The 13,466-nt window shown below is 64.6% G+C and carries 11 protein-coding genes; 7 read left to right on the top strand and 4 right to left on the bottom strand.

All coding sequences use genetic code 11. The annotated features are described in order from the left end of the window. Positions 1–1,813 precede the first annotated feature (1,813 nt). Genes GON09_RS26660 through GON09_RS26645 form a run of 4 tightly spaced genes read left to right on the top strand, consistent with a single transcriptional unit; the run spans position 1,814 to position 6,111 of the window. On the top strand, positions 1,814–2,524 hold the full coding sequence (locus GON09_RS26660) for a ParA family protein (RefSeq protein WP_213934919.1): 711 nt from the start codon (positions 1,814–1,816) through the stop codon (positions 2,522–2,524). Beyond that, positions 2,524–3,450, top strand: coding sequence for a ParB/RepB/Spo0J family partition protein (locus GON09_RS26655; protein ID WP_213934973.1), 927 nt, complete (start codon positions 2,524–2,526; stop codon positions 3,448–3,450). Before GON09_RS26660 ends, GON09_RS26655 begins: the two co-directional genes overlap by 1 nt. Positions 3,451–3,504: 54 nt before the next feature. Next, on the top strand, positions 3,505–5,316 hold the full coding sequence (locus tag GON09_RS26650; RefSeq protein WP_213934972.1) for a hypothetical protein: 1,812 nt from the start codon (positions 3,505–3,507) through the stop codon (positions 5,314–5,316). Continuing rightward, entirely contained in the window at positions 5,317–6,111 is a 795-nt protein-coding gene (locus GON09_RS26645; protein ID WP_213934971.1) for a hypothetical protein, read from the top strand. Between the two features lie 741 nt (positions 6,112–6,852). Here GON09_RS26645 and GON09_RS26640 read toward each other — a convergent pair. The 3 genes from GON09_RS26640 to GON09_RS26630 all read right to left on the bottom strand — a co-directional run bounded on the left by GON09_RS26640 (position 6,853) and on the right by GON09_RS26630 (position 8,868). Next, positions 6,853–7,056, bottom strand: coding sequence for a hypothetical protein (locus GON09_RS26640; protein WP_060655196.1), 204 nt, complete (start codon positions 7,054–7,056; stop codon positions 6,853–6,855). 287 nt (positions 7,057–7,343) lie between these two features. After that, a complete protein-coding gene (locus GON09_RS26635) occupies positions 7,344–8,411 on the bottom strand; it encodes a PDDEXK nuclease domain-containing protein (RefSeq protein ID WP_213934970.1) in 1,068 nt (355 codons plus the stop codon). Between the two features lie 262 nt (positions 8,412–8,673). Beyond that, complete coding sequence (locus GON09_RS26630; RefSeq protein WP_213934969.1) at positions 8,674–8,868, bottom strand: hypothetical protein; 195 nt, start codon at positions 8,866–8,868, stop codon at positions 8,674–8,676. A 733-nt stretch (positions 8,869–9,601) separates the two neighbouring features. On the opposite strand from GON09_RS26630, the gene GON09_RS28595 reads away from it, so the two are divergent. Both GON09_RS28595 and GON09_RS26620 read left to right on the top strand, forming a co-directional pair. Beyond that, positions 9,602–10,300 (top strand): hypothetical protein, encoded by a 699-nt coding sequence (locus GON09_RS28595; protein ID WP_244867047.1) that lies wholly within the window; start codon positions 9,602–9,604, stop codon positions 10,298–10,300. Then, a complete protein-coding gene (locus GON09_RS26620; protein ID WP_244867046.1) occupies positions 10,287–11,054 on the top strand; it encodes a hypothetical protein in 768 nt (255 codons plus the stop codon). Before GON09_RS28595 ends, GON09_RS26620 begins: the two co-directional genes overlap by 14 nt. Positions 11,055–11,161: 107 nt before the next feature. Here the strand turns inward: GON09_RS26620 and GON09_RS28810 are convergent, their stop codons facing one another. Beyond that, entirely contained in the window at positions 11,162–11,296 is a 135-nt protein-coding gene (locus tag GON09_RS28810; RefSeq protein ID WP_280521707.1) for a hypothetical protein, read from the bottom strand. 638 nt (positions 11,297–11,934) lie between these two features. Between GON09_RS28810 and GON09_RS26615 the strand changes: the two genes are divergently transcribed. After that, positions 11,935–13,428 carry a class I adenylate-forming enzyme family protein gene (locus GON09_RS26615; RefSeq protein WP_213934968.1) on the top strand — a complete coding sequence of 498 codons (1,494 nt, stop codon included), beginning with the start codon at positions 11,935–11,937 and terminating at the stop codon, positions 13,426–13,428. Positions 13,429–13,466 lie beyond the last annotated feature (38 nt).

Genomic DNA, 13,466 nt, shown 5'->3' with positions numbered 1-13,466 from the left:
GCTTATCTACCGAACCGCAAGCCGGCGGGCGCCCACACTGCCGCAACAGCGCCTGTTTACCGCGGTAAACCGAGCCTGGTGGACGAAGACGTATCGACCGCGCTGCTCTCTTGTGGTTTACCGCGGTAAACCACGGTCGGCCCGAGGGGTCCAATGACGGGCTGGAGCCTTCGCGTGTTCCCATCGTGCCGAGCGGGCTGCCGCGAGTACCTCGCCGCGGCTCCTCAGTTGTCGGTTGTGAGCGCATCGCGTCGAGCCCGTACCGGGACGCGTTTACCGCGGTAAACCGTGATGGTCAGCTGTGTCTTGCCGCTCTGTAGGGGACTCGGCGCGGGAAACGCGGACATAATTGTGATCGTAAGCGTGTCGCATAGACGGCGCTGCTGCGGTCGTGGCCTCACGGATCGTACGTTGTGCCCAAGGCTGCAGGGAGGAATCGGGAGTTAGTTTACCGCGGTAAACCTATGCCGATCCGCGTTCGTATCTCGGCATTCTCGCCCATCAGGACGCGATAGAGCCCGAGCCCGTGCCTATTGTTCGCGGCGCACGGTAGGTTCCGTTGGGAGTTGCAAGCTCCCTGAGGTTTACCGCGGTAAACCGGGCCGACCTTCTGGCGCCGAATAAGAAGTCCTCGACCAGCCCGGGTACCTCCGCCTGAAGAAGCCTGCATAAGACTCGGTTAAGGCCTGCAGTTTACCGCGGTAAACGAGTCCTTGGCTCAATCGTCGATGGAGATGCCAAGCCGATCCCGCTCTTAATAGACAGTCGTCACCAGTGGGGGAGGGGGTGTAAGAAGCACTGAAGGGGGAAGCTAAAAGCGGAAGCACCGACCCCGGAGAAACCGGAATCGCCCGGATAACAAAAGTACGGCCGAGACAACCATCAAAGAAGTTGTTGCTGGCGAACCTTCTGCGACGCGGGTGGCAAGGACGAGCTCCACATCAACGGCCGCAGACCGCGAACAGGCGGTCAACTGGTGAGATCGGGCGACCTAGGGTCACGCGCTTCCTGGCGAATGAGCAGTTCGAGATTCCCAGAAAGCTGCAACCGGGAAAGGGACTGCGGTTTACCGCGGTAAACCGCAGGGTCGAAACAAGACGCAGACGCAGGCCGAAGAGACTGAGACCTGGACGTTCATACTGCTACGTGGCCGGAATTGCACGCGCTTTCCGGTGCATCCGACCGGAACGTGTCGATGCCTCTCAGGCACAACAAGATTGGTTCGAATGCAAACTCGTCTTGATGAAATCAAACGCCACTAGTACGTCACAGTGACGAAACGGTGCCATAGCCGGGATACCCCCGGATGGGACGGGTGAAGTGATGTACCACTTTCCTCACGCGCTCACGCTCGTGGCGTCCCGCGACACGCCGAAAGCAATCACAAATTATCCGGGCCAGTACGCAGACGAACGCGAGTTGGGGGAGTGCCTCGATGTATCCGTCGACCTCGGCCCGGCCGCGTTTCCATCCACGCGTCGACAGTCTCAGGGAGCCAACCGAACCGGGGTCCGATCGACGCATCCGCTTGCGGCAGAACACCTTTGCGTAGATAGCCTTTGGCGGTGTTGTAGGTGATGCCGACCCGGTCGGCAACTTCGTGCAAAGTCAGGTAGCGCAGCACAGTTGCGATGATACGGCGAAAAGGTTGTTCGGTAGACCTGTAAGGGTCTATTGTACGAGTGGCGCGCCGCAGACACCCTGGATCGCAATCGTTACAGTGGTGCAGGCGCAATCGTCTTCTCGGCCAGGAGATGACGATGCGAGTCCGAAGTAGCCCCCACCGCGGGGGTGAAGCATACGGAGGTAACCGATGGCTGTGCACGTCATGCTCAACCAAAAAGGCGGGGTCGGAAAATCCACCCTGACCATGAATCTCGCCGCTGTCAAAGCCGATGTCCTCACCGCAGGTGATGACGATGATGTCCAGTCCCCGGTCGCGGCGATCTCCGTGGATCCCCAAGGCTCGGCGGTGTGGTGGGCTTCGCGCGTCGAAGAGTTGCCGTTTCTGATCGACCAGGTCCACGACAACCTCGACGTGCTGCGCAATCTCGACAAACTGCCCGGCATCAAACACGTCTACGTCGACACCCCCGGCTGGATCGACCTGTCCGGCACCGACGACGGCACCGACGTGCTCGGCACCGGCACTTCCGCCGACGCGCTGCGCGCGGTCCTCGACGTCGCCGATCTGGTCATCGTGCCGATCGAACCCGAACCGTTGTGTTTCGATCCGACGGCGCGGACCATCAAGCAGGTCATCGAACCACTCGGCAAGAATTTTATTGTCGTGGTGAACAATTGGGACCCCCGCGACGGCAAGGTCGACCTCGAACAGACCCGCGCGTTCGTCCAGGCCAACGGCTGGCCTTTGGCGCGCACGGTGATCCGGCATTACAAGGTGCATACCCGCGCCGCCGCCGAAGGCCGCGTCGTCACCGAATACGAAGCCAACCGCGTCTCGCTGCAGGCACGGGAGGACTTCTACAAGCTCAGCCTCGAGCTCGCGGACGAGGGTCGCTGATGGCACCGAAGGGTGGGCGCGCGAACTTCGCCGCTCTGGTCGGCGCGGTCGGCGACAATTCTCCGGTCGACCGCAAACGCACCCCGGCCAAATCCGCTTCCGGCACACCCGCCTCCGCGCCGGTGCCGGGCGAAGGGCAGTTGCTCGCCGATGTGCCCGTCGACCAGCTCATCGCCAACCCCCGCAATCCCCGCGACGAACTCGGAGACCTGTCCGATCTGGCGACCATCGTCGACCGGCAACTGCAACCGGGAACCGTGGTCAGTCGCAGCGCCTGGCTGAAACTGTGGCCCGAAGACGACGACGACCTCGGCCAAGCGCGCTATATCGTCGTCAACGGCAACCGGCGTCTGGCCGCCGCCCAGAAGTACGGCCGCCCCGGCCTCGATGTGGTCCTGCGCGACAGCATCGCCGTCGACAAGGGCGAAATCCTGTGGGCGGCAACGAGTGAGAACATCGACCGGCGCGATTTCGATGTGCTCGAAGAAGCCAAGGCCGTCGAGTTGATGGTCGCCGAGTTCGGCAGCGCCGATGCCGCGGCGCACAAGCTCGGCCGGTCCAAGGGCTGGGTGTCCCAACGACGGGCCCTGCTCAAGCTCGCTCCCGAACTGCAGGCAGCCCTGCGCGCCGGGGATCTGGCGGTGCGGCAGGCGCGTTCGCTGGCGCGGGTTCCGCTCGAAGAGCAGGTCGCTGCCTGGCAGGCGGCGCAGAACCCCGATCCCGCCCCGACGACGGATCAGGTCGACTCGGCCGAGCCCGACCAGCGGCCGGAGAAAGACCCCGCCGGCCCGGTCGAGGCGGCCGACAAGATCGCGCAGGCCCTCAAACGGCTCCGCGCCGATCCGGATGTCCTCGCCGCGGCGGTGCGCAAACACTTCACCGACGACGAGCGCCGCAAACTCATCGATGCACTCGAACTCCTCTAGGTGCAACTCGGGGAACACGACCGGTGGATCGCAAAGGACTGCAGTGGTGAGCCGATGAGTGGAATCGACGACCAGTTCGCCCTTTTCGATCTCGAATCCGAAGTGGCGAAGACGTCGGCCGAGACACCTGTATCCGAAGAACCTGCGTCCGAGACGCCGGGTACGCCAGCGGAAGACTTCACGTCGGTCGATGTCGACACCGCCCAGTCCGACACCGTTGTTGCTGCCCGCATCGCCGAGACGGAAGATCCCCCGGTCGAGGTTCGGCCGTGGGAGTCCCTACCTGTCACTGAAGAAGCAGACGGTCACGCGATCATCGTCACCGCCGAGGCAACTTACACGCCGTCGGGCGTCCGGCTGACCGGCCCGGTCAACACGATCGAGAAGTTGGACAAACTGCTGCATTGGGCGGCGCTGACCCCGCACGGACTCACCGCGCAAGTGTGGTTCGTCGGCATCGACTCCTGCGCCCAGCTCGGCTGGACGATCGATCCTGGCAGCGAAGACGACGTCGACGACCTCGAACAATTGCGCCGGCGCGCTGCCTCCGAACTGACCCAAGCGATCGCCGCAACCCTGCCCCCACTGGTTTCCTCCGGCTGGGAACTACGCGGTGATCCCGGCTTCGTCGTGCACCTGACTCGCAAAGTCGGAAAAGCCACACAGATGGTCGATCTCGTCCTCGAGCCCTATGTCTGGACCTACTGGAACAAGGACTTCGGCTGGGGCAACCGGGTGGGGGACATGGGTATCCTCGGCAACCCTACCGTCGGCACCTATCTCCCTGACGATGATCGATCCGCCGCACGAGAACTCGGCCGTCGACTCGCCTGGTCCGTCAACCATCTCGGCACCCTGCCGGGACCGACCCCGGCCCGTACCGGTGCTGCGGTCCTCGACAAGATCCGCCGTGAGCGCCTGCGCACCGGCAAAGGCATCGTCGTCACTGCGGGTGGCCCGATTCCACCGATCGACGGAGCTCCCCGCGGAGACTTCGAGCCGCCGGCCGGGTGGTCCCGGGTCCCGGATGTCGACGACCTCGACGGAGCAACGGTATTGGTCACTATCGACCAGCGCGCCGCCTACCTTGCCTCGGCCGGAATGTTGTCTTTCGGCTACGGCCGCGTTCGTAATCTCACCGGCGTCGAGGCCGCAAATGCCGCGGCAGTCGATAAGCCTGCCTTCGGTATTTGGCGGGTGAGCCTACCCGCGGCAGCCCAGTATGCGTTGCCGGAGAAGCTGCCACTGCCGCATCCTGCGATGCTTGACGACCAGCCTGTGCAGACGTGGCTCACTACGGTCAGTCTCGAAGGACTGTGCGCACCGATCGCAGACGGTGGGATGGGCCTCGATATCGATGATCTCGATGTCTCCGAAGCGTGGGTCTACGAGGAGCAAGGCCGGGCGTTGGACAAGTGGGCCAAGGTGCTGCGTGAAGCTCGCGCGGTGGCAGTGGACACCGATGACATGGCGATGAAACGCTTCCTTGGGGCCTGCTACAAGGGCTACGTCGGTCGGATGGTCAACCCGGACATGTGGACCGCCACTCGCATGCAACATCACCACCAGCCACTGTGGCGGGCCGCAATCATGGCGCACTGCCGCTGGCGCGGTCGCCGCGTCGCCATGCGTATCGCCCGCGAAACCGGACGCTGGCCGATCCGCACCATGACCGATTCCTGGGTGTATCTGGTGGGGGAGGGGCAGGACCTTGCCGACGACAGCGACGCGCTCGGCAAGATGACCTTGGAGAAGAAGGTCGAGCTGACAGACGAGATGCTGCTGTCGTTCGCCTCCGCCGAGACCACCCATGACGTTCGTCTCGCGATTGCCGCGGCCTACGGTTCCCCGGACGAGGAGGACTAGATGGCTCTGCACCTGCCGAAGCCGCGGTCGAAGTCTGTCCCGCAGAAAACTGTCGGTCTCGACGGTATGAAGGTCACCGTCGCCGCTGCGGCGGCCGCCGGAATCGCGAAAGCGCAGGAGACCAGCAGGGGACTGGCAGGTCTGACATCCAGGGTGTCGGTCAAGCAGCTTCGCAGCGAAATCGGCAACGATGGTGTGCGTCAGGCCGCGATCGATGCCGGTCGGACACCACCCTCGGACCGGACCCTGCGCCGCTGGGCGCAGCAAGGTCGCATCCCTCATGCCGAGGTTGCCGAATTAGCGCAGCGCCGGGCCGCAATTCAGCGGCTCGGAGGAGTGAACGAGGTCGCGAAGAAAATCGGCCGTAGCCCGTCCTCCGTGCGTAAATACGTGTCGGGCAAAACCAATGAGCTGCGTAACGATGCACGGTCGAAGCTCAAGGACGTCAAAGCGAAGGACGTCATGGACAAGGCCGGCGTCCTCAACCCCGACGGCACACCGAAGATAGCCACCATTCGGGTCACCGGTCGCGTGCATGTGCGCAACGGCGACGAATCCGGATACGACTATCGCACCCGCACACTGGACTTCGGTAACTCGGATGTACCGTTCAGCGCCGAGGAATCAAAGGCCCTGGCCGCGGCTTTGGCCGACGACGATCAGGCGCGGGTCGTTGCGATCCTCGAACGGCATGCCACGCTGGACTATCCGGAGAACAAAGGTTTCGACGTCTACGGTGACCAGTTCGGGTTCCACTTCGACGCGATCGACAAGCTCGATGTCACCTGGCACTGATCTCGAGACAGGACCGCTGCGAAGCCGAGGAACATGATGCAGCAGGTGTTCCCGACGCTGTGCACGAAGGGTTCCCGTAAGGAAGGTGGGTGCCTTCGAGCGGTGGGACTTTGCATCCGAAGCGTGGAACTCGAGTTTTGTCCGCTGGTGCCACGTCGTACGTCCACCGGCTTACGTCACTCCGCTGGGCCGGCCGTTGCAGGTCACCTCGACGAGGAATGACCCGCACTGATCGGGCGTCTCCGATCGGCCGGGCACCGGCCGCGACAGCGCACTCACCGATGCCGGGGGAGCATGATCTCCACACCCGGTGGGTGGACGGTGGGCGTGCCCGGATGTCGGATGTGCCGCAGGGCCGTGGATGGCGACCGATCCGGACTCCCCATGCCCTTGGACGGCCACCCGGAAGGCCCTGCCCGGCCGATCTCCTCGCGGGGCCTGCCCTCATCCGAGCCGTTTCGCGCCCCGAGAGCGGATATGCGGCAGTCTCGATGGTCGGTCAGGGTGCCGCCGCTTGTCGCTGCCGACACTGGGTGGCGGCCGTGGATGAGTCGGCCTGACCGGTCTTGAGGGGTCGTCGACGCTGCGATCCGCACCGGGCTGTGGGGCGGGCGCGGGCGCTGACGAATGCGGATCCAGGACGAGCCGTGTGTTGCCTTGTCATCGATACGCGGGACGGTCGACCGCAGCAGGCCGGAATGATCTACCCATGCCTGTCCTGGATCGCGCCAACATGCCCGACTAGCTGATCTGGTCTCGGCCGTGTCGTCGGTCCAGGATCGCCTGCAGCACGATCTTTGTGTCGTTCAGGCTCGAGGCCGCCTCGCCGTGACCAGCGGTAAGAAGTTCATGTTCGCGGGCATGCAGCGCGGCAATCGCTGTGTCCAGTTCCTCGTCGGTCATCGCCTCGGCTGCGCTTTCGACAGCCTGCTTGGTTCCGGTCATGAACCGACCATATTCACCGACCCGTGATGAAGCAGATCCGAGGTGCTGCGGTGACGACGACCCCCGACGGTGAGGGTGTCGGGAGTCATCGCTCGACCCGCTCAGGGAACCTCGACCTGCTCGGGAGTCATAGGTAATTGAGTAGTCACACTATCGAAATGAGCCTCGCCGCGACACTCGGGCAATCGCACGGAACCCAGCCACAGCACCCGAAGGGGGGCACCGCCTGTCAGTTGGTTGATCGCAGTACCGAGCCCTCACGCTTCTCGGCTGGTGGGTAGGAAGTCCTACGGGCGTTCAGTGTGCGGCACGGGCCCCGTGGCAACCTCGCCGACGGTGTCGGAGGTGACCTCGAGGGCGACCCGGGTGAGGGCTTCTTCGGCGGGAAGAGCGGCCTGGGCGGAGGCGGTGAGGTCGTATCGGGAAACGGCGACGGGCTGCGGGGTGCCGGCCAGGGCGTAGCGGACGACGGTGTCGTTCTTCTCGGCCACGAGGAGCATGCCCACCGTCGGCTGGTGTATGTCGTGGATTCGCAGTCGATCCTCGACCAGAGCAACGTAGAAGCCGAGTTGCCCGGCATCACGCGGGTCGAACTTCGTGGTCTTGAGCTCGATGACCACGTAACGCAACTGTTCGATGTGGAAGAACAGCAGATCGACGTAGAAGTCGTCGCCGTCGACGTCGAAATGTACTTGGCGACCGACGAATGCAAATCCCCGACCCAACTCGCGCAGCGTGTCGATGATCCGCGCGACCAGTCGCTCCTCGAGTTCCCGCTCGCTCGCATCGCTGTCGATTGCCAGGAATTCCAGCGCGAACGGATCTTTGGTGAGCTGCTGCGCCAGCTCGGAGTCCCGCTGTTCGAGCGCGGAGCCGAAGTTCGAGGGCGCAGCACCTTGACGGTCGTGGAGGCCGGTGGTGATCTGATGAGCGAGCACCGAGCGTGACCATCCGTGCTCGACGTCCCGGGCGGCGTACCACTCGCGCAGGTCCTGGTTGTCGAGCTTGTCGAGAAGTTCGGCGATGTGACCCCACGGCAATTGTCCAACGGGTCGTTGGACAATTGCTTCTTCGTCGGGCCATGCCTCGGCGAAGCGTCGCATGTAGAACAGGTTCGCTCGGGAGAAGCCCTCCATGGTGGGGAACTCGGCGCGTAGGTCCGTGGCGAGACGGGAGAGCACTTTGCTTCCCCACCGCTCGGTCTGCTGGCGCTCCAAGATCGTGCGGCCGATCTGCCAGTAGAGGCGGATCAGCTCGGTGTTCACTTTCCGCTGCGCCTGATATCGCGCCTGGTGTACACGCCGCTTGAGTTCCTCGAGCGTCGCGGCGTAGTCCGTGGGTTCGAGCTCTGCCATGTCTCGAGCATTGCATCCACCCCGACGTGTCCGTTCAGGGATCCCCGAGCTGGGCGGTACGCCCATGACAGTCACGGACGTGATCTGGGAGGGCAGGGGCGGACTTCGATCCGAGCTGGGAGTTGTTTGCTCAGAGGTACGACGGCGGCCGGGCGGACCGCGTATCGGGTCCGAGGCGATGTGCATGTGCGGCGTGCGTGGCGTGCACGCACCAACGTCACTGTGTCGGCCGCGCTCACGGACTCCGGCATTGGCGGTGCGGTCACAGCTCCTCCATCGCTCCCAACAACTCGTTGAGCAGTGCCTCGGCTCGGTGTTCGATCTCGTCGTAGACGTCGGCGAGTTCTTCGAGGGTTTTGTGGTTGCGGCGGCGGGCTGCGGTGCCGCGCTCGTAATAAGTCGGGTCGAGCTCGACATCGGGCTCGACCCAGACTTCGGCCTGGTCGAGCACGTCCACCTACAGTGTTTTCGGAGCGGCGCCCGTCCCGATAGATGTGCCCGCACCAGTGTCGACGCCGACTGCGCAGTCATGGATCGGTGGCGCGCAGCCGCGGCCTCGCCGCTGCTGTGCTGGCGCCGGGTCGGAGCTACCGCAGTGTCGATGCTGGCGCGGTAGCCGGTCGTGCGGCCGCGGTCGGGGTGCGGGCACCGGCGTTGTTCACCTGACGGGAACACCGTGTTCGGATCCGTCCTGGGGGGGGTAAGCGCGTGTCGCAGAACGCTGCCCGCCTCTGTGTCATGGCGTAGTTTCATCCCGGCCTGACGGCCGGTTCGCGTGGCCGCCGGTCAAAGCGGTGTCCGCGGCAGGTCGGCCGCCTGCTGCAGTGGGAATTCGGCGATGGCTCCGACTTCCGGCGGTGGTGTCTCACCGTCTTCGATCGACACAGTGGCCCCCGACGCCGGCAACCGAGTCGGCGGGTGCCACAGCGCTCAGGAGGGTCTGTCACGTCGTCAGCGTGCCCGAGTTGTGGCGGCTGTGCATCACCCGGCGGCGGTTCCTGTCTATGCATCTGTTTGACAGCCGCTGTGGGCAGGTCCGCCCATGATCCGTCATTGTGCAGCGGAGTGTTCTGGCGGTATTCGCTGCCACTCGACCGGAAGTTGTGCGCCGACCCGCCCGCTGTCCGGGTTCGTATTCTCCGTGGTCTGGAGGCATGGAAATATATGGTCGTTTATGCGACCATATATTTATGAGCATGATGTCGGTCATGGACGCGGCCACCGCGTTGGGGGTGAGCACGCGTCAGGTCGAGCGGCTCGCCCAGGCCGGTGACATCGTCGTGGCACGACGGGTAGGACGGGCGTTGCTGCTCGACGCGCCTTCGGTACACCGCTGCGCACAGACACGCCGCCGGCGCGGCCGGCCCTGGAGCGAGCACGGAGCGTGGGCGGCGTTGTCGATCCTCTCAGGCCTACGAGCAGACGGGATCTCGTCAGCACATCAGGACCGGCTGCTCGAGCGGATGCGCAGTTCGACTCCCGACGCGATCGCCTACCTCGCTCGCCGCCGTTTCACCAGAATCCTTCGGATGCGCGGGTGGGGTGACACGATGACCGGCCCTGGGGCTGCTCTGGTCGCCGGTGGCATCTCCGCACTCGACACCGATCCGCGCATGGCGGCGAGGTTCGGCCTGACGACAGGCCACCCCAGTGGTGTCGACGGTTATGTTCTCGACGCGCACGTCGAGACACTTGTCGATGCGTACGGTCTGGTCCCTGATCTCGCAGGAGAGGTGACGCTCCGTGTGGTCTCTCGCCCCCTCCTGTCGTGTACCGAGGGCGTGGTGCCCGTCGCTGTGGTGGCGGTTGACCTCATGGACTCGTTGAACACCCGTGAGCGTGGGGCGGGCATGGGTGTACTGCAGGAGTTGCTCGATGCGCTCAGGTGAACGGCCCCGGTGGCACATCCCGGCGCCGGCCGGAGGCTGGGGACCTCCTTGGCCGCAGGCCGGTGAACTGGCACAGGCAATACCGTCGCAGCAGTGGACTCTGGTGGGCGGCTTGATGGTGCAGGTGCACGCGGCCCGAGCGGGGCTGCCGATCGCCCGAGCCACAGTCGATGTCGACATGGTGCTCCACATCGAAACCGGCGCTGCCACGTTCAGCGGAGTCCGTGACCGTCTCGAACAGCTCGGCTATCTGCTTCGGATGCCCGTCGGGCCAGGTCCGGCGCACCGGTTCGTACGCGGCAGTGAACACGTCGATGTGATGGTCGCCGACAATCTCGCTCCCGCGCACAGACCGACGGTGGCAGGGCGGGCGGTGTTCGCGATCCCTGCCGGCACCTCGGCGCTACGCAAGACCGTCGACTGCAACATCGACCTCGACGGCCGTACCGTGCAGCTCAGCGTTCCCGACGTCCTTGGTGCACTCGTCCTCAAAGGCGCAGCGTTCCGCGAGGACAGCCGTGACAGAGGCCGGCATCTCGACGACGCTGCCATACTGGCCTGCAGCATCGATAATCCCGTCCGGGAGCGGGTTCGTATGATCGGCAGTGATCGTAGACGCGTCCGGTACTTGGCCAACGCTCTGGTCAGGGCTGATCATCCGTCCTGGTCCGTGGTTCCGGCCGCACACCGCGCCCGTGGACACGCTGCCCTGCGCGTCCTCGCCAAGGACCCGCCGCCGCTGTCCCCGAGGTAGGAAGCACCACGTTCCGGACGGGACTTGACCGGACGTCCGAGTCTTGGTGCAGCCGTACACCAGTGGTATGACCCAGCGATCGAGGGTGGCGGCCACGTCCAGGCCGGCTACAGCCCGTCCAGCACGGCGAGTAGTTCGTCGAGCAGGGCGTCGGCGCGGGACGAGCTGACCGCCGCGGCGACTACCGCATCCTGCTCTGCGTCGACGAACGCCGCACGGCCCTGGGCGTCGACATCGATCACCGTGCCTACATCTACCGAACCTGAAGACCCTCGGTCCTGTGGCTCCGGCTTCGGGTGTGCGATGAGTACCTACCGACAACTCGACCACTGGCCCATGCTGCTCGCGCCCGCGTGGCGACCAGGGACTTGAACCAGGACCGCCATCATCGGACTCGGCGTTCGGCGCTGGGTTATGGGACCCGGCTGGGCGCTCTGTCGAGTTCATCACCGGTCCCAGATCTGATCGAGCTTCGTTGCAGGAGAGGGGCCATCCATATTGGGGGTGAGTCGCAGATGCGTGCCCAGCGAAGAGTGACGGTGGCCATGCACTGTGGCAGGCACCTGGTCGCTGCTATCACATCGCACTGTCCCGCCGCGGGTTCGAGGGCTTTTCAGTTGTAAGGGCAAGTTATGCGATCACACGCCCTCGGCCTGGCGGAGGCCGTGGTCGCCATCCAAATCTCGTAACTTCCTCGAGAATCCCCAGGTCGAAAAAATCGTGCGGCGATACCTTCACAAATATAGGCATAATTGCTATGGTGTGCATCACACGAGTTCGTGGTCGGGGTGTAAGAGTGGTTTCGCCGCCCACGAACCTGAGTGACGGCCCACTCGTCTCTCTTCTCGTACGACAAAAGCATCTACAGACAGGTGGTCATATGGGCATCGGGATGGTCCTCGACATGGCGTCTGCCGCCACCCCCGATCGGATTGCTCTGGGTCCGCGGGAGAGTGGCACGACCTACCGCCAACTCGACGAACTCGCTTCGCGCGGTGCGGGGCTGCTTGCGGACCTCGGTGCTCGCCATGTCGTCTTCGTCGGTGTCAACGGCCCGATGCTCCCGACTCTCCTGTTCGCCGCGGGGCGCGTCGGTATCCCGTTGGCTCCCTTGAACTACCGCCTTCCTGCTCCGCAGCTGCTCGAACTGATCGACCGACTCGACGACCCGGTGGTCGTGGCGGACGCCGAGTACGTAATCAAACTCGACGGATGTGCACACCGCATCGTCTCGACGGGCGAATTTCTCGGGCTGGCGAATGCGACCGAGCCCCTGGAGATCGATCGCTCGGAGGACGAGGGCGCGGCGATCGTGTTGTTCACCTCCGGCACCACGTCGGCCCCGAAGGGTGTGCTGCTCCGTCACCGGCACCTGTTGTCGTATCTCATCAACACGGTCGAATTCGGTTCCGCAGCACAGGAACAGGCGGCTCTGGTCAGTACGCCTCCCTATCACATCGCAGGTCTCGGAGCCGTCCTGAGCAACGTCTACTCGGGCCGTCGCATGGTGTATCTGCCCGACTTCACACCGCAGCGGTGGCTCGACCTGGTCCGGGCAGAAGGTGTCACGAGCGCGATGGTGGTGCCCACCATGCTCGCTCGCATCGTCGACCATCTCGACGGTGCCCCCGCCGAGGTCCCTACACTCGCGTCCCTCGCCTACGGTGGCGCCCGGATGCCGCAGCCGGTCCTCGAACGCGCTCTCGCCGCGTTCGGCGACACCGGATTCGTCAACGCCTACGGCCTCACGGAGACCAGCTCGACGATTGCGGTTCTCGGACCCGAAGACCATCGGGAAGCCTTCGCGAATCCGGATTTGCGCAGCCGGCTGAGCTCGACCGGCCGGATCGTGCCCGGTATGGAGGCGCAGATTCGTTCGGAGGATGGCGAACGCGTATTGCCTGAAGGGAAGACGGGCTTGCTGTGGGTGCGCGGAGCGCAGGTCAGCGGCGAGTACATGGGCAACGGCTCTGTGCTCGACGCGGAGGGCTGGTTCCCTACCCGGGACCGCGCCCGGATCGAGGACGGCTATCTCTACATCGGCGGCCGCGCGGACGACACCATCATCCGTGGCGGTGAGAACATCGCGCCGGCCGAGATCGAGGACGTGCTGGCGCATCATCCCCATGTCCGGGAGGTCGCGGTGATCGGCACTCCCGACGACGAGTGGGGTGAACGGATCTGCGCGGTGGTCGTTGCGGCGACAAATTCCCACGACGACGCCGACGCGATCCGGATGTGGTGCCGTGAGCGCCTGCGCGGCTCGAGGACTCCTGACGACGTGGTGTTCGTCGACGATCTACCCCGAACCCCGACAGGCAAGCTCGTACGCCGCGACCTCGTCGAGCAGGTCACGGCCGGACTCGCCGGCTGACCTCGCCGCCGTCCACGTCCGCACCGTAGAGAACAGGG

The sequence above is a fragment of the Rhodococcus sp. B50 genome, assembly GCF_013602415.1.
Lineage (GTDB): Bacteria > Actinomycetota > Actinomycetes > Mycobacteriales > Mycobacteriaceae > Rhodococcus.
This window is presented reverse-complemented; position numbering and strand designations above follow the sequence as displayed.